Here is a 15,145-nt window from a genome sequence, read left to right as displayed (position 1 = left end):
CTCAGGCCCGTTGCGCCACGCGCAGAATGGCCGAGCGCGATCGCGCGTTGGCGGCGACTTCGGCCGCCGAGGGTCGCAGCCGTGCGACCTCGGTCAGGTCGGGCCTGAACTCCGCGGACACGCCGGGCACGAAGGGCTGGCGCCGATCGACGGCAGGCGCGCGCGAGTGACTCTGGATGAAGCGCTTGATCAGCGCATCTTCGAGCGAATGAAAGCTGATCACAGCCAGCCGCCCGCCCGGCTTCAGGCAGTCGAGCACCTGGCTCAACGCCGCTTCGATCTGCGCAAGCTCGGCATTGACGTGAATCCGAAGAGCTTGAAACGTGCGGGTGGCCGGATCCTGGCCCGGCTCACGGCTCTTGACTGCGGAGGCAACGAGCGCGGCGAGTTCGCCGCTGCGCGCAACGGGCGCTCCGGCATCGCGGCGAGCCACAATCTTCTTTGCAATCTGGACAGCCGCCCGTTCGTTTCCATAATCCCTCAGCACGGTTGCAATCTCATCCTGACTTGCCGATGCCAGATACTCAGCGACGGTGGGCCCGCTGCTGGTGTCCATGCGCATGTCCAGGGGCCCGTCAGCGCGAAAACTGAATCCGCGCTCGGGTTGATCGAGCTGCGGCGACGACACCCCCAGATCGAACAGCAGCCCATCGGCCTTCGACACGCCCTGCTCGCGCAACACCCGCCCAAACTCGGCAAACGGCGCGTGCACGATGACAAAGCGCGGATCGCGGATCTCGCCCGCCGCTTCGATGGCCTGAGGATCGCGGTCGATCGCAATCAGCCGTCCGGCAGGCGACAGGCGACGCAGGATTTCCCGGCTGTGCCCGCCACGCCCGAAGGTCGCGTCGAGATAGATCCCCTCGGGGTCGGTGATCAGCTGGTCGACCGCTTCGTGCAGCAGCACGGTGCGGTGCGCCGTTTCGGCGCTGGTCTTGGGAGCTTGTTCGCGCATACACGATCACAGCACGATGTCGCGCACGGCATCGGGCATGCCTTGCTCGATCACCGCAGCCTCTTGCGCCTGATGTTTGGCGCGATCCCAGATTTCGAAATGCCTGCCCATGCCGATCAGATCGACCTCGCGCTCCAGACCTGCGGCCTGACGCAGTTCGGGCGAGATCAGCACCCGCCCCGTGGCGTCCATTTCGGTTTCGGTGGCGTGGCCGAGATAGATGCGCTTCCAGCCCTGCGCCGACATGGGCAACTGCAGCACCTTGTCGCGAAAAGTCGCCCACTCGTCATCGGAGAACATCAGCAGACAACCGTCCGGGCTTTTCGTCAGGGTCAGCCTGCCTTGGGCACGCGCCATCAGCATGTCTCGATGCCGGGCAGGCACGGTCATACGACCCTTGCCGTCCAGATTGAGTGCCGAAATGCCAATGAACATGAATTCGCCCGCGGTTGCCGTGCCCAGGTGGGAGCCTTGAATGCGCAGAGCCCTGCACAATTCCCCACTTTTTTGCACTATTCGCCACTTTAGGTGATGGCGATGGCCGCGGTCAAGCCGGAAACCCTGAAAATTCTTTTACAAAACAAGGACTTACATACTGTTTATGAAACCAGTAAATAAGCTCGTTTCCATTAAAAAATAATGGTTTAGAGAGTTTCGTGAAAGTCTTTTCTAGAAAAGTGGCGACATCGCGACCATGCGGGAATGCCACGCAATACGTGACGAACCGTCCGGGGGAGAGGGAGAAGAAGGGAAAGTGCGAAGCGGAGCTATAAGCCGGATTCTGTGCAGCGCAGGCTTATCGCCGACGCCGTGGCAGCCATTCCTCTAGGCCCAGCATTGCTGCGGGGCTCAAGCCACCTACCCGCAGACTCGCGCGGGCCGCGCTGTGCCAGCGTTGCCGCTGGCGCGTCTGCCTATTTGGTGTTGCTCCAGATGGAGGTTGCCGCGTTTCACGTCCACACCGGTCGCCCGGTGCTTACTCGTCTCTGTGGCCCTGTTCGTCACGTCACCGTGCACGGCCGTTAGCCGTCATCCCGCCCTATGGAGTCCGGACCTTCCTCGATGCGGCAAGCGCACCGCGACTGCCCACTCCACTTCGCAATGTGGATTATCGTGGATTCGGGTGCCACCCGACTTTTGACGCCCGATGGCCTCGGCATCGGCCCGCAAAGGCGTTGCGCCTTGACCCAGAGCAATTGCACAACGCATTCAAAAGACTAGATTCTTTCGCCTTACAGTTTTTGCATTTCGATGAAAGGCCCAGCCCGTGGCGACAGAACTATTCAACAATGGCAAGCACCTCTGCCTCATGTTCAGCGATCTGGTCGAGGAGGACGCCGACGCGGTTCAGGCCAACCAGTTTCTCATCATCGATCATGGTCACGGCGCGCTCATCGATCCGGGTGGCAATATGACCTTCAACGAGCTGACGCTCACGATGCGCAAATACATGGCGCCGCAGGATCTGCACTACCTGCTGGCCTCGCACGCCGACCCGGACATCATCGCCTCGCTCGACCGCTGGATGACGGCCTCCAAGGCCGTGCTGGTCATTTCCCGTCTGTGGGCTCGTTTTGCCCCCCATTTCTGCAAGCTGGGCAAGACCGACAAACGCATCATCGGCGTGCCCGATGCCGGAGGCACGCTGCGCCTGGGCCAAAGCGATCTGGTGCTCCTGCCCGCGCATTTCCTGCACGCCGAGGGCAATTTTCAGTTCTACGACCCGATCAGCAAGATTCTGTTTTCTGGCGACCTCGGGGTGTCGCTGGTCAGCGGCGAGCAGGCACGCCATCCCTACACGCATTTAAACGACGCCCTGCCCCATATGGAGGCTTTTCATCGCCGCTACATGGTGTCCAACAAAATCCTGCGCTATTGGGCCAGCATGGTGCGCACCCTGGACATCGAGATGATCGTGCCGCAGCACGGCGCACCCATTCGCGGCAAGGCCGCCGTGGCCCAGTTCATCGACTGGGCCGAAAGCCTGAGTTGCGGCATCGACCTGATGACGCAGAACGCTTACCGCGTGCCCGATCAGCCCATTGCCCTGGCTGTTTAGACGACTCAAGGAGCCGTCTGCACCTGCCACTCCATGACTTCGCCCGCATGCAGCGGCACGATGTCGGTGTCGGCGTAGGGCAGGTGTTCGGGCATGTTCCACCGGGTGCGGTGGAGGGTGATGGTGCCGCTGTTGCGGGGCAAGCCGTAGAACGCCGCGCCGAATCGGCTGGCGAAATCGTCGAGTCGGTGCAGCGCGTAGCGCTGCTCGAACGCGGCGCAATACAGCTCCAGTGCATTCGCGGCGGTGAAGCAACCGGCGCAGCCGCAAGCCGCCTCCTTGGTGTGGCGCGCATGCGGCGCTGAATCGGTGCCGAGAAAGAAACGATCGTCGCCGCTCGTGGCCACGTCGAGAAGCGCCTGGCGGTGGGTCTCGCGCTTTAGCACGGGCAGGCAGTAATAGTGAGGCCGCATGCCGCCCTTGAACATGGCGTTGCGGTTGTGCAGCAGATGGTGCGCAGTGAGCGTCGCCGCCTGCAGCGGCACGCCGCGGCTGTCGCGTTCGTGCGACTCGCTCACGAACTGCGCCGCCTGCGCTGTGGTGATGTGCTCAAGCACGATGCGCAGTTCCGGGAAGGCCCGGCGCAGAGCGATGAGGTGCCGTTCGATGAACACGGCCTCGCGGTCGAACACGTCCACTTCGGGATCGGTGACCTCGCCATGGATGAGCAGCGGCATGCCCAGGCTCTGCATCGCTTCAAGCGCGGGATAGACGCGCCTGAGCTCGGTCACACCGCTGTCGGAATTGGTCGTCGCCCCGGCGGGATACAGCTTGAACGCATGCACCACCCCGCTGCCCTTGGCCTCTTCCACCATCGCCGGTGTGGTGTCGTCGGTGAGGTAGAGCGTCATCAAAGGCGTGAAATCGCTGCCTTCGGGCAAGGCGGAAAGGATACGCTCCCGATACTCCAGCGCCTGCTGCAGCCGCACCACCGGCGGCTTGAGATTGGGCATGACGATGGCCCGCGCGAACTGCCGCGCCGTCCAGGGCAAGGCGTCGCGCATCGCGGCGCCGTCGCGCAGATGCAGATGAAAATCGTCGGGACGGGTGAGGGTGAGGATCTGAGTCGAGGTCATGTCGGCAGCAAGAACGGCAACGACGACATGCTACGTCGGCTTCAGTGCTGCAGGATCTTGGCGAGGAAATGCGCGGCGCGCTCGCTGCGCTGCTCGGAGGGTGAGAAAAACTGCGACGTGGGACAGTCCTCGACGATGCGCCCGGCATCCATGAACACCACGCGGTGCGACACCTTGCGGGCGAATCCCATCTCGTGCGTGACCACCATCATGGTCATGCCCTCCTCGGCCAGCTTGACCATGACGTCGAGCACTTCGCCCACCATCTCGGGGTCGAGCGCCGACGTGGGTTCGTCGAACAGCATGGCGATCGGGTCCATCGACAGCGCACGGGCGATGGCCACGCGTTGCTGCTGACCGCCGGAGAGTTGCCCAGGAAATTTGTCCTTGTGCATCGACAGGCCGACCCGGTCGAGATAGAACAGGCCCTTCTCCCGCGCCTCGGCCTTGCTGCGGCCGAGCACCTTGATCTGCGCCAGCGTGAGGTTGTCGGTCACGGTCAGGTGCGGGAACAGCTCGAAGTGCTGAAACACCATGCCCACGCGCGCGCGCAGCTTGGGCAGATCGGTCTTTGGGTCGGCAATCGACGTGCCATCGACCACCACATCGCCCTTCTGGAACGGCTCCAGTGCGTTGACGCACTTGATCAGCGTGGACTTGCCCGAACCCGACGGCCCGCACACCACCACGACCTCGCCGCGCGCGATCTGCGTGGAGCAATCGGTGAGCACCTGAAAGTCGCCATACCACTTGCTGATCTGGCGAATGTCGATCATGGGCGCTGCCGCGCTCTGAACTGGGGTCTGATTCATGGATGGATTCATGGAGTTAGCGCACGATGGCGATGCGCCGATGCAGGCGCTTGACGCCCTGCGACAGCAGGAAACTGAGCACGAAGTACACCACCGCGACCAGGGTGTACATCTCCACCACGCGGCTGTCTCGCTGCGCGATTTTCATCGCCGCGCCGACGAAGTCGGTGACGTTGAGCAGCGCCACCAGCGACACGTCCTGAAACAACACGATGGTCTGGGTGAGCAGCACCGGCAGCATATTGCGCAGAGCCTGCGGCAGGATGATGAGGCGCATCGATTGCGCATAGGTCAGGCCCAGTGCGTACGCGGCACCCAACTGACCCTTGGGAATGCTCTGAATGCCGGCGCGCACGATCTCGGCGAAATAGGCCGCCTCGAACAGAATGAAGGTGACATAGGCCGAGCGCTCGGCACCGATCTTCGGCGGATAGTCTGCCCCGGTGAGCGACTGCAGCATGACCGGCACGAGGAAGTAGAACCAGAAGATCACCAGCAGCAGCGGAATCGAGCGCATCAGATTGATGTAGCCCGCAGCCAGCATCGACAGCCACTTCAGATGCGACAGCCGCGCCAGCGCCAGCAGGATGCCCAGCAGCGTGCCACCGATGGCCGCCACCACGGTGAGCTGCACGGTATAGGCCAGCCCCTTGAGCAGAAAGGGCAGTACCGAGACGATGGAGGAAAAGTCGAATCCGCCCATCACTTGCTCCCGCCCATATAGCCGGGCACGGCCGTGGCGCGCTCCACCCAGGCCATGATGCGGTTGATGGAAAACGCCACGGCAACATACAGCACCGTCGCAGCGCCGAAGGCCGCGAAGTAACGGAAGGTCATCTCGCCCATTTCGCGGGTGCGGAAGAACAGCTCGGTCAGGCCGATGGAGTAGGCAACCGCCGAATTCTTCACCAGGTTCATCGACTCGGAGGTGAGCGGCGGAATGATGATGCGGTACGCCATGGGCAGCAGGACGTAACGGTAGGTCTGCACCGGCGTCAGGCCGAGCGCCAGACCGGCAAAGGTCTGCCCTCGCGGCAGCGACAGAATGCCCGACTTCACCTGTTCGGCGATACGCGCCGCGGTGAACAGCCCGAGGCAGACGACAGCGGTCAGGATCTGAAACGTACCCGGATCAACCGCATTGGCAAAGCGCTTGAGCGGCGGAATCACGCTGGGCAGCACGAAATACCAAATGAAGAACTGCACCAGCAAGGGAATATTGCGGAACAGCTCGACATAGGCATTGCCCAGTGTGACCCAGAAGCGGCTCTTGGTCGTTCGCACCACACCCAGCACCGACCCCAGCGCCATGGCGATGACCCAGGCGCACACCACGAGGATCAGGGTGTACTCAAGCCCCGAGAGCAAGGACATGCCCCAGGTCGTGTCGCCATCGGGCGTGTCTTCAAGAAATATGCCTAAGCCCAGCATGTCATCCTCACGACGGAATTCTTGGCGCACGTGAAAAAAAGCCGGCAGGACTGCCGGCTTGGCTTCGTGTGCGCAAGATGCAGCTTATTCCACGCCCTTGTCGTTCGGATGGGCGAAGGCTTCCTTGATCGCCGGGGTTTCCGGGAAGTTCAGGTTGATGCCCTTGGGCGGAATCGGGCTGGTGAACCACTTGGCGTAGATCTTGTTGATCTCGCCCGACTTCATCACGCCGTCGATGGTCTTGTCGACCAGCGCCTTGAACTGCGGATCGTCCTTGCGCAGCATCATGCTGTAGGGCTCCTGGCGCAGCGAGCCGGGCAGGATCTTGTAAGCCGCCGGATCCTTGGAGTTGGCGATCTGGCCCGCCAGCAGGATGTCGTCCATCACGAAGGCGGCTGCGCGGCCATCAGCCATCAGCAAGAAGCTCTCGGCGTGATCCTTGCCGTAGATTTCCTTGAACTCCATGTCCTTGGTCTTTTCGTACTTCTTCAACAGCGGCACCGCCGTGGTGCCGGAGGTGGTGACGATGGTCTTGCCGTTGAGTTGGGCGAAGTCGTTGATGCCCGAATCCTTCTTCACCGCGGCGGTCACGTTGATGACGAAGTAGGTCGGCCCGAAGGACACTTGCTTCTGGCGTGCCACCGAATTGGTGGTGGAGCCGCACTCCAGATCGATGGTGCCGTTTTCCAGCAGGGGAATGCGGTTACTGGAGGTCACTGGGGCGTAGTTGACCTTCAGATCGGGCATTTTCAGATCGGCCTTGACGGCATCGACCACCTTGCCGCAAAGCTCCATGGCGTAGCCGATGGGCTTGCCGTTGTTGTCGAGATAGGAGAAGGGAATCGACGACTCGCGGTAGCCGACGGTGATGCTGCCGGTGTCCTTGACTTTTTTCAGTGTGCCGGTGAGCTCGGCCGCCTGCACGCTGGACAACGCCGCTGCGGCCAGAACGGTCAAAGCAAACAGTTTCTTGATCATGGGAATCTCCGTGGGAACGACCATTGTGTGAACGAATCCGGCAAGTGTAACTGCTGGTCACAAATCCGCAATAACAAGCCACCCTGTGTTCAGGCCGCCTCGCTTGCACGCTCTGCCGTTTGTTGCTGCAGCGCCCACATGCGCGCGTAAGGGCCTGCCGCCCGCAGCAGTTCGGCATGGGTGCCGCGCTCGACCACGCGGCCATGGTCGATGACCAGAATCTGGTGTGCGTCCACAACCGTGGACAGGCGATGCGCGATGACCAGCGCGGTGCGGTCGCGCGAGGCGGCGCGTATCTCGGCCTGAATCGCCTTTTCGTTGTGCGAGTCGAGCTGCGAGGTGGCTTCGTCGAAGATCAGGATGGGCGGGTTCTTCAGCAGCGCACGGGCGATCGCAACCCGCTGCTTCTCGCCGCCCGACAGCTTCAGCCCACGCTCGCCAACCTGGGTGTCGTAGCCCTGGGGCGTGCTGGCGATGAAGTCGTGGATGTGCGCAGCACGCGCCACCGCTTCCACCTCGGCGGCGCTGGCGCCCGGCTTGCCGTAGGCGATGTTGTAGCCGATGGTGTCGTTGAACAGCACCGTGTCTTGCGGCACGATGCCGATGGCGCGGCGCACGCTGGCTTGCGTCACCTGTGCAATGTCCTGCCCATCGATCAGGATGCGCCCAGACTGCGGCGCGTAAAAGCGAAACAGCAGCCGCGCCAGCGTGGACTTGCCCGCACCGGAAGGCCCGACGATGGCCACGGTCTTGCCCGCAGGAACGACAAAATCCAGACCGTCGAGGATGAGGCGATCGGGCTGATAGCCGAAACGCACGTTTTCGAAGCGAACTTCGCCCCGCCCGACCTGCAACGCTGGCGCCTGCGGCGCGTCGCTGATGTCCTGATGCTCTTCCAGAATGGTGAACATGCGCTCCAGATCGGTGGTGGACTGCCGGATCTCGCGGTAGATCACGCCGAGGAAATTCAGCGGCACATAGAGCTGCAGCATGAAGGCGTTGACCAGCACCAGATCGCCCAGATTCATGCTGCCGTTCACCACGCCAACCGTGGCGCGCCAGACCAGCAGCGTCACCGCCGTGGCGATGATCAGACTCTGCCCGAGGTTGAGCAGCGACAGCGAGTTTTGCGACTTGATCGCCGCGCGCATCCAGCTCCTGAGGTTGTCGTCGTATCGTGCCGACTCCAGCGCCTCGTTGCCAAACATCTTGACCGTCTCGTAGTTGAGCAGGGCGTCGATGGCACGCTGATTGGCGCGCGAATCCTGGGTGTTCATGTCGCGGCGCAACTGGGTGCGCCACTCGGTCACGGTGATGGTGAAACCCACATACATCACCAGGGCGAGCAGCGCGATGCCTGCGAACCAGATGTCATACTTCACCAGCAGAATGCCGATGACCAGCGCCATCTCCACCAGCGTGGGCAGAATGCTGTAGAGCGTGAACGACACCAGACTGGAAATGGCGCGAGTGCCACGCTCCATGTCGCGCGACATGCCGCCGGTCTGGCGTTCCAGGTGATAGCGCATGCTCAGGCTGAACAGATGGTCGAAGACCTGCAGTGCCACCTTGCGCACCGCCCCTTGCGTCACCCGCGAAAACACCACTTCGCGCAGCTCGGTGAAAAGCGACACGCTCAGACGCAGCAGACCGTAGGCGACCAGCAGCGCCACCGGCACGACGAGCACGGCGCGTGGGTCGCCCGGCTTGAGGTCGAGCGCGTTGACGATGTCCTTGAGCACGATGGGCACACCCACGTTGGACAGCTTGGCAGCGATCATCATCACCAGCGCCAGGACCACGCGGACGCGGTACTCCCAGAGGTAAGGCCAGAGCGCAGCGATCACCGCCCAGCGCGAACGCGTGGGGCTGGCGGCGGAGGACGGCTCCGGCGCCGCGGAGGAGCTTCTTGCATGCATGGGGGACGAAAGATGAGTGGCGGCGTTTTCCGCCTGGAGCAGAGTTCAGCGTTGGCTGAACGAGCTTTTTAAACTATGAATCTCAATGATTATCTGCGCCGTCACGGCGCTCTGCTCGGAGCCTTTCATGACCTCTGTTCCCCAACTCCCCGACCGCGTGCCTACGCTGCGCATTCAGGCTCGTCCTGCCGACGTCAATATGCATGGCGACATCTTCGGCGGCTGGATCATGGCGCAGGTCGATATCGCCGGCGGCATCACCGCGGCCTGGCGCGCCAAGGGTCGTGTCGCCACCGTGGCGGTGAAGGAGTTTCTGTTCAAGCAGCCGGTGTTGGTGGGCGATGTGCTGTCGTTCTTCACCGAAATCGACCATATCGGCCACACTTCGATCACCGTGCGGGTGGAGGTCTACGCGCAGCGCACGCCGTCCAACGTCGAGGTTATCAAGGTCACCGAGGCCCTGCTAACCTATGTCGCCGTTGGCGATGATCGCAGGCCGAGGCCGGTGGATCAGCCCTGACCCTGTAAGCCAAAAACGATAAGGCCGCCCAAAGGAGATCCTGGGGCGGCCTTGTCTTTCTGCGGGAGGCTGGTTACTTGCTTTCGCCCTCGGCGGCAGCGGCACCTTCCTCGCCCACGCCACCCGGCGGCGGGCTGACCGTGACCACGGCGGGATTGTCGACTCCGTGCGTGAGCACTGACACGCCCTTGGGCAGCTTGAGGTCGTTGACGTGCACGCTCTGATGCAGCGTCAGACCGCTGAGATCGACCTCGATGAACTCGGGCAGGTCAGCCGGCAGGCAGGACACTTCTACTTCGTTCATCACATGGTTGACCAGGCCGTGGCTGAGCTTGACCGCAGGCGAATTTTCCGCGCCAACGAAGTGCAGCGGCACCTTCATCGAAATCTTGTGCCCGGCGTCGACGCGCTGGAAGTCGATGTGCAGCACCAGTTGCTTGTAGGGGTGCATCTGATAATCGCGCAGCAGCACCTGGCTGGTCTTGCCGGCCACTTCCATCTCCAGCACGGAGGAATGGAACTGCTCTTTTTTCAGCGCATGGAACAGCGCGTTGTGATCGAGCTCGATCATCTGGGGCGCTTGTTCGCCACCATAAATGATGCCGGGGGTCTTCCCGGCGCGACGCAGGCGGCGGCTCGCACCAGTGCCCTGCAAACTACGTTCGAATGCGACGACTTTCATGTCGACTCCTGAAAATGGGGCCATGCCCCGTGGTGAACGGCGCCTGCGACCAGCGCCGTGAGAACCCGCCGGAATCGGCGGACAAAAGAATCAGAACAGGGTTTCCTGCTCATTGAAGAGTTGCAGCACCGAGCCGCCGTAGGCAATGCGCTGAATGGTCTGCGCGATCAGCGATGCGGCGGAGAGCTGGCGAATCTTGCTGCATTCGCGCGCTTCCTGGCGCAGCGGAATGGTGTTGGTGACGACCAGTTCGTCGATGGCGCTGTTCTGCAACCTCTGAATGGCCGGGCCGGACAGCACCGGGTGCGTGCAATACGCCATGACGCGCTTGGCACCGCGGGTCTTGAGCACTTCGGCGGCCTTGGTCAGCGTACCGGCGGTGTCGACCATGTCGTCCATGATGATGCAGTTGCGCCCGTCGATCTCGCCGATGACGTTCATCACCTCCGACACGTTGGGCTTGGGGCGGCGCTTGTCGATGATGGCCAGATCGCAGTCCATCAGTTTGGCCAGTGCACGGGCCCGCACCACGCCGCCGATGTCGGGCGAGACCACGATGAGGTCGCTGTAATTCTTCTCGCGCAGATCGGTCAGCAGGATGGGCGAGGCATAGATATTGTCGACCGGAATGTCGAAGAAGCCCTGCACCTGATCGGCATGCAGATCCATGGTGACCACCCGCGCCACACCTGCGGCCTGCAACACGTTGGCCACGACTTTCGCTGTGATCGGCACGCGGGCCGAGCGAGGGCGCCGATCCTGGCGCGCGTAACCGAAATACGGGATGACGGCCGTGATGCGCTCGGCCGAAGCGCGCTTGAGCGCGTCGACCATGATGAGCAGTTCCATCAGGTTGTCATTGGTCGGCGCACAGGTGGACTGAACGATGAACACCTCGCGCGCACGGACGTTCTGCTGAATCTCGACGGTCACCTCGCCGTCGGAGAACCTGCCGATGTAAGCCTGACCGAGGCCGATACCGAGTTGTTCCGCAACTTCCTGGGCAAGCGCCGGATTGGCATTGCCGGTGAACAGAATAAAGTCCGCCGGATTCGGTGTCATGGTGGAGTGTTGCGCGATCGCTGCGCCTGAAATGCCCGGGCGTCTGACCGCTCCGGCAAAGCCCGCGGTCTGCAGCGCCGCAGGCAAAACGCTTTCAAAACTCGGCTTTCAAAAATCGTGGCTGGGGAGGAAGGACTCGAACCCTCGCATGCCGGAATCAAAATCCGGTGCCTTAACCAACTTGGCGACTCCCCAACATCATCCGCGCCATGCGAATGACAAAAACCGTTTGCCCTTCGTTTGCCGATCTGCCCCACGCGTTCGCAAGACAAGGCCGACATTATGCTTGAATCCAGTGACGCAGGGGATGCTCGCGCAACCCCTGGCACAACCTGCCTGCCCAACCCGAAGGCCATGAAGCCATGACACCCGGCGTCAAACCGCGCTCGCTTTGCCCCTCGCTCATGTCCGCAACATCGACCAGGGCAAAAACCGCACTGCCCGAGCCCGTCATCCGCACATCGAACGGCAAGGCAAGCTGCCTGCGGCCAAACTGAGTGCGGACAAGCTCCATCGCACGAGCCACTTCAGGCTCAAGCGCAATGGCGCCCGGCTGCAAATCGTTTCGGCCCCACAAAGCGCAGACCGCCTTGGAAGGAATTGTCTCGGCAAATGATCCAGGCCCTTCTTCGGCTGACGCTTTACCGGCATTCATGCCTTCATGCTCATTCAGACCACACGACCTGAAAAACCTGCGAGATTCGAAAAGCCATTCAGCAAAGCCCATTATTTTTGCTTCGGGTCTTGGTGTTGTCAAGTCAAGGGTGGAAAACACGGCGGATGTGGACAAGCCGCGTCCCGGATGCACCACAAGGAACCACGGCGTGGGCAGGTCGATGGCCTGGAGCTTTTCGCCCACCCCTTCCGCCCAGGCGTTGCGGCCGTAGATGAAGATGGGAACGTCGGCGCCGAGCTTCAGCGCAAGCCTCATGAGGTGGTCACGGGTAAGACCCAGACGCCACAGACGGTTGAGCCCAATCAGCACCGTGGCCGCATCGGAGCTGCCGCCACCGAGACCGGCCTGCTGCGGAATGCTCTTGCGCAGGTGGATGTCGACTCCGCTGGTGCAGCCAGTGTCTTCCTGCAGCAGCCGCGCCGTGCGCACGCAAAGATCGTCAGCAGGCAGATCGTCGGCCCCGATGCGGCGAATGACACCGTCGTCGCGGCGAATCAGGTCGAGCGAGTCGTTCCAGTCGATGAACTGAAACACCGTCTGCAGGGTGTGATAGCCGTCGGGCCGCCTGCCGGTGACGTGCAGAAACCAGTTGATCTTGGCCGGAGCCGGCAGGTTGAACAGAGCTTGCATGAATCTGGGGGAATGCCGCGGGTCAACCGGTTGCCTGCGATGCCGCGGGCACCGGGGACGCCGTGGAGGACTCGATCACCATGCGAAGCTCGGCAGGTTCTCCGGTCTGGCGCTGCGCCTTGATCAGCGCCAGCACACCGTCGCGCCAGGTCGGCTGCACCCGCCAGCCCAGTTGCTCGAAGCCACCGTCTTCCAGCGCCTTGGAGGGCAGACCAGCAGCAGGTCGGCCGCGCACCCAGTCTTGCAGCGCGGCTTGCGGCAGCGCCACACCGAGGGCGGCGCGGGTCATGTCGTCGAAAGAGGCGTAGCGCTGCGTCTGCCGACCATCGTCCAGACTGGCCTGGCCCGGGCTCCACGCGGCCCTGGCCATCATCTGACCCAGGGGTGAGAACACCTCGAACTCGCCCGAGGCCGTTCCTTTCAGCGCCAGACGGAACCCGCCGTACAGCGCCTTCTGCGCATCGGGCTGGCCGCTGACGAGGGAAAGACGCCCCGCCATGACGAGGGTGTCCGAGGGTTCGGGCGCCTGGGAGGCCTGGGGCACGGCGCAACCGCCCGCCATCAGCGCCGCGGCGCAAAGAAGGATGGAGCCGAAAACGCGACGCCGCATCAGAAAGTGACGCCGTACTTGCGCAATACGGCTTGCACCATGGCGTCGTGCGGGGCGCGGTCGATGGCCTGGCGCCAGATGGCGCGGGCGCGGTCGCGCTGGCCAAGCTGCCACAGCACCTCGCCCAGATGGGCGCCGATTTCAGGGTCGGGCCGCGCGTCATAGGCCTGCTGCAAGAGGTCGAGGGCCTGGGCCAGCCGCCCCATCTTGAACTCGACCCAGCCCAGGCTGTCGAGGACAAAGGGGTTGCCCGGGGACAGCGCCAGCGCGCGGCTTACCAGCTTGCGCGCTTCGGGCAGTTGTTCGCCGCGATCGGCCAGGGTGTAGCCCAGCGCGTTGTAGGCCGGCTGCGAATCCGGATCGAGCGCGATCGCCTTGCGCAGCATCGCCATCATCTCCTTGATGTGGCCACTCTTGTCGGCCATCATCGAGGCTTCGTAGAGCAGATCGACATCGTCTGGCATCTGCTTGAGCGCGCTCTGCAGCACTCTGAACGATGCCTCGAAATGCCCGGCCTCGCGCAAGATCTGCGCGCGGGCCAGCCAACGATCCTTGCGCTGCGCCGCATTGCCCTGAGGCAGGGCATCGGCCAGTTGGAGCGCTTCGTCCATCTTGCCCTGCTGCACCAGAATCGCCGCGCGACCGCTGACGACGGCGAGGCGGTTATTGGCGTCGGGCTGAGTCTGGTCGAGCCAGCGAGTGGCCTGATCCAGATCGCCGAGCTTGCGCGAGGCCTCCGACAGCGCGAGATAGGCCGGGGTGAGCACCGGCGGCTCGGGCTGGGCACGCGCCAGCCGCAGATAGGTCTGCAACGACACCACCGCCTGCGCGGGTTGGCCGAATTCGGTTTGCAGGCTGCCGAGGATCAGCCAAGCGGGCGCCAGATCGGGCGCATCCACCACCAGTTTTTCGAGCGCCGCAAGCGCAACACCATCGCGCTGCTGCCCGAGCGCCGCCTGCGCCCATGCCAGACGCAGCCCGCTGTCCTTGGGTTGGGCCCCGGCAAACTTTTGCATGGCCGCATCGGCCGCCTGAGGATTGACGGTATAGAGCTGCAGCAGCAGGGCTGCCGCCGGCGCAAGACCGGGGCTGAGGTTCAAGGCATGCAGCGCATCGGCAAAGCCGCCGGTGCGATCGCCCGTGCGTGACCGCAACAGGCCGAGCACCACGTCGGTTTGGGCAAATTGCTTCTGCCCTGCCAGCGCGGTGCGCATCATGGCCAGCGTGGCGGCGGGGTCGTTCGACTGCGCCGCCAGGGGCAGCAGATCGGCAATGGCCTGTCCGCGCTGCGGTTCGGGCGTTTGCGCCAGATCCTGCGCGATCGTGGCCCCGGCCTCGGCCATCTTGCCCATCAACATCTGCAACTGCACGACCCAGGCCCCCGCCTCGCGCGAAGTGGGCATGGCCTTGCGCCAGGCCTGGGCTGCAGCCAGCGCCTTGTCGGGAGCACCGGCGCGCAGGGCGATTTCCGCAGCGCGGCGGTACAGCGATTCGGCGTCCAGTTCCTTCGCGGCCTTGAGCAACTCGGTGTAGGCGACGCCCGGATGCCCGGTATTGGCGGCGATTTCGCCCGCAAGCACCGCAAACACCTGCCGCGCCGTTTCCTCCGCACTGACCCGATCAGACGCCTGCTGCGCGAACGCGGTCACGGGCAGGGAGACGAACGCCGGAAACAACAAGGCCGACACAAGAACGGCAGCACGCATGGGAATCCTGAAAGTCGACGGTGAGAGGG

At 63.1% G+C, this 15,145-nt stretch carries 15 protein-coding genes, 1 tRNA gene and 1 other RNA gene; 2 read left to right on the top strand and 15 right to left on the bottom strand.

The genetic code is table 11. The annotated features are described in order from the left end of the window. Position 1: 1 nt before the first annotated feature. The 3 genes from rsmH to rnpB form a co-directional block, all read right to left on the bottom strand. Positions 2–955: a 16S rRNA (cytosine(1402)-N(4))-methyltransferase RsmH gene (gene rsmH / locus ASC45_RS05550; RefSeq protein ID WP_055450031.1), complete on the bottom strand. Its 954-nt coding sequence runs from the start codon at positions 953–955 to the stop codon at positions 2–4. 6 nt (positions 956–961) lie between these two features. After that, positions 962–1,390, bottom strand: a complete 429-nt coding sequence (gene mraZ, locus ASC45_RS05545) for a division/cell wall cluster transcriptional repressor MraZ (protein ID WP_055450155.1) — start codon at positions 1,388–1,390, stop codon at positions 962–964. A gap of 319 nt (positions 1,391–1,709) precedes the next feature. Further along, an RNA gene (gene rnpB, locus ASC45_RS06110) (RNase P RNA component class A) lies at positions 1,710–2,053 on the bottom strand. Between the two features lie 169 nt (positions 2,054–2,222). Here rnpB and ASC45_RS05540 point away from each other — a divergent pair. Further along, positions 2,223–3,014 (top strand): oxygen-binding di-iron domain-containing protein, encoded by a 792-nt coding sequence (locus tag ASC45_RS05540; protein WP_055450030.1) that lies wholly within the window; start codon positions 2,223–2,225, stop codon positions 3,012–3,014. A 5-nt stretch (positions 3,015–3,019) separates the two neighbouring features. Here ASC45_RS05540 and pyrC read toward each other — a convergent pair whose 3' ends face one another. The 6 genes from pyrC to ASC45_RS05510 form a co-directional block, all read right to left on the bottom strand. Continuing rightward, a complete protein-coding gene (gene pyrC / locus ASC45_RS05535; RefSeq protein WP_055450029.1) occupies positions 3,020–4,090 on the bottom strand; it encodes a dihydroorotase in 1,071 nt (356 codons plus the stop codon). A 41-nt stretch (positions 4,091–4,131) separates the two neighbouring features. Further along, complete coding sequence (locus ASC45_RS05530; protein ID WP_055450154.1) at positions 4,132–4,866, bottom strand: amino acid ABC transporter ATP-binding protein; 735 nt, start codon at positions 4,864–4,866, stop codon at positions 4,132–4,134. 52 nt (positions 4,867–4,918) lie between these two features. After that, entirely contained in the window at positions 4,919–5,605 is a 687-nt protein-coding gene (locus ASC45_RS05525; protein WP_055450028.1) for an amino acid ABC transporter permease, read from the bottom strand. After that, positions 5,605–6,333: an amino acid ABC transporter permease gene (locus ASC45_RS05520; protein WP_055450027.1), complete on the bottom strand. Its 729-nt coding sequence runs from the start codon at positions 6,331–6,333 to the stop codon at positions 5,605–5,607. The genes ASC45_RS05525 and ASC45_RS05520 overlap by 1 nt, the downstream gene beginning before the upstream one ends. 84 nt (positions 6,334–6,417) lie before the next feature. Beyond that, complete coding sequence (locus ASC45_RS05515) at positions 6,418–7,311, bottom strand: transporter substrate-binding domain-containing protein (RefSeq protein ID WP_055450026.1); 894 nt, start codon at positions 7,309–7,311, stop codon at positions 6,418–6,420. A gap of 89 nt (positions 7,312–7,400) precedes the next feature. Then, positions 7,401–9,230 carry an ABCB family ABC transporter ATP-binding protein/permease gene (locus ASC45_RS05510; protein ID WP_055450025.1) on the bottom strand — a complete coding sequence of 610 codons (1,830 nt, stop codon included), beginning with the start codon at positions 9,228–9,230 and terminating at the stop codon, positions 7,401–7,403. Positions 9,231–9,357: 127 nt separating this feature from the next. Between ASC45_RS05510 and ASC45_RS05505 the strand changes: the two genes are divergently transcribed. Further along, on the top strand, positions 9,358–9,750 hold the full coding sequence (locus tag ASC45_RS05505) for an acyl-CoA thioesterase (RefSeq protein WP_055450153.1): 393 nt from the start codon (positions 9,358–9,360) through the stop codon (positions 9,748–9,750). A 73-nt stretch (positions 9,751–9,823) separates the two neighbouring features. Here the strand turns inward: ASC45_RS05505 and ASC45_RS05500 are convergent, their stop codons facing one another. The 6 genes from ASC45_RS05500 to ASC45_RS05475 all read right to left on the bottom strand — a co-directional run bounded on the left by ASC45_RS05500 (position 9,824) and on the right by ASC45_RS05475 (position 15,116). Further along, positions 9,824–10,432, bottom strand: a complete 609-nt coding sequence (locus tag ASC45_RS05500) for a 50S ribosomal protein L25/general stress protein Ctc (protein WP_055450024.1) — start codon at positions 10,430–10,432, stop codon at positions 9,824–9,826. A gap of 90 nt (positions 10,433–10,522) precedes the next feature. Next, entirely contained in the window at positions 10,523–11,494 is a 972-nt protein-coding gene (locus ASC45_RS05495; RefSeq protein WP_055450152.1) for a ribose-phosphate pyrophosphokinase, read from the bottom strand. A 118-nt stretch (positions 11,495–11,612) separates the two neighbouring features. Beyond that, positions 11,613–11,689, bottom strand: a tRNA-Gln gene (locus ASC45_RS05490). A gap of 85 nt (positions 11,690–11,774) precedes the next feature. Continuing rightward, positions 11,775–12,800, bottom strand: a complete 1,026-nt coding sequence (ispE, locus tag ASC45_RS05485) for a 4-(cytidine 5'-diphospho)-2-C-methyl-D-erythritol kinase (protein WP_055450023.1) — start codon at positions 12,798–12,800, stop codon at positions 11,775–11,777. Positions 12,801–12,822: 22 nt separating this feature from the next. Further along, a complete protein-coding gene (locus tag ASC45_RS05480) occupies positions 12,823–13,410 on the bottom strand; it encodes a lipoprotein insertase outer membrane protein LolB (RefSeq protein ID WP_055450022.1) in 588 nt (195 codons plus the stop codon). Then, a complete protein-coding gene (locus tag ASC45_RS05475) occupies positions 13,410–15,116 on the bottom strand; it encodes a tetratricopeptide repeat protein (protein WP_055450021.1) in 1,707 nt (568 codons plus the stop codon). The genes ASC45_RS05480 and ASC45_RS05475 overlap by 1 nt, the downstream gene beginning before the upstream one ends. Between the last annotated feature and the right edge of the window lie 29 nt (positions 15,117–15,145).

The sequence above is a fragment of the Thiomonas bhubaneswarensis genome, assembly GCF_001418255.1.
GTDB classification, from domain to species: domain Bacteria; phylum Pseudomonadota; class Gammaproteobacteria; order Burkholderiales; family Burkholderiaceae_C; genus Thiomonas; species Thiomonas bhubaneswarensis.
Note: the sequence above shows the minus strand (reverse complement) of the source record. Positions and strands in the feature narration are given on the sequence as shown.

What these genes read in the sequence shown, in the direction of transcription:
- ASC45_RS05515 (WP_055450026.1), bottom strand. Translation starts at nt 7,311, where the DNA reads ATGATCAAGAAACTGTTTGCTTTGACCGTTCTGGCCGCAGCGGCGTTG.
- ASC45_RS05475 (WP_055450021.1), bottom strand. Translation starts at nt 15,116, where the DNA reads ATGCGTGCTGCCGTTCTTGTGTCGGCCTTGTTGTTTCCGGCGTTCGTC.
- ASC45_RS05520 (WP_055450027.1), bottom strand. Translation starts at nt 6,333, where the DNA reads ATGCTGGGCTTAGGCATATTTCTTGAAGACACGCCCGATGGCGACACG.
- ispE (WP_055450023.1), bottom strand. Translation starts at nt 12,800, where the DNA reads ATGCAAGCTCTGTTCAACCTGCCGGCTCCGGCCAAGATCAACTGGTTT.
- pyrC (WP_055450029.1), bottom strand. Translation starts at nt 4,090, where the DNA reads ATGACCTCGACTCAGATCCTCACCCTCACCCGTCCCGACGATTTTCAT.
- ASC45_RS05525 (WP_055450028.1), bottom strand. Translation starts at nt 5,605, where the DNA reads ATGGGCGGATTCGACTTTTCCTCCATCGTCTCGGTACTGCCCTTTCTG.
- ASC45_RS05530 (WP_055450154.1), bottom strand. Translation starts at nt 4,866, where the DNA reads ATGATCGACATTCGCCAGATCAGCAAGTGGTATGGCGACTTTCAGGTG.
- ASC45_RS05510 (WP_055450025.1), bottom strand. Translation starts at nt 9,230, where the DNA reads ATGCATGCAAGAAGCTCCTCCGCGGCGCCGGAGCCGTCCTCCGCCGCC.
- mraZ (WP_055450155.1), bottom strand. Translation starts at nt 1,390, where the DNA reads ATGTTCATTGGCATTTCGGCACTCAATCTGGACGGCAAGGGTCGTATG.
- ASC45_RS05495 (WP_055450152.1), bottom strand. Translation starts at nt 11,494, where the DNA reads ATGACACCGAATCCGGCGGACTTTATTCTGTTCACCGGCAATGCCAAT.
- ASC45_RS05500 (WP_055450024.1), bottom strand. Translation starts at nt 10,432, where the DNA reads ATGAAAGTCGTCGCATTCGAACGTAGTTTGCAGGGCACTGGTGCGAGC.
- rsmH (WP_055450031.1), bottom strand. Translation starts at nt 955, where the DNA reads ATGCGCGAACAAGCTCCCAAGACCAGCGCCGAAACGGCGCACCGCACC.
- ASC45_RS05505 (WP_055450153.1), top strand. Translation starts at nt 9,358, where the DNA reads ATGACCTCTGTTCCCCAACTCCCCGACCGCGTGCCTACGCTGCGCATT.
- ASC45_RS05480 (WP_055450022.1), bottom strand. Translation starts at nt 13,410, where the DNA reads ATGCGGCGTCGCGTTTTCGGCTCCATCCTTCTTTGCGCCGCGGCGCTG.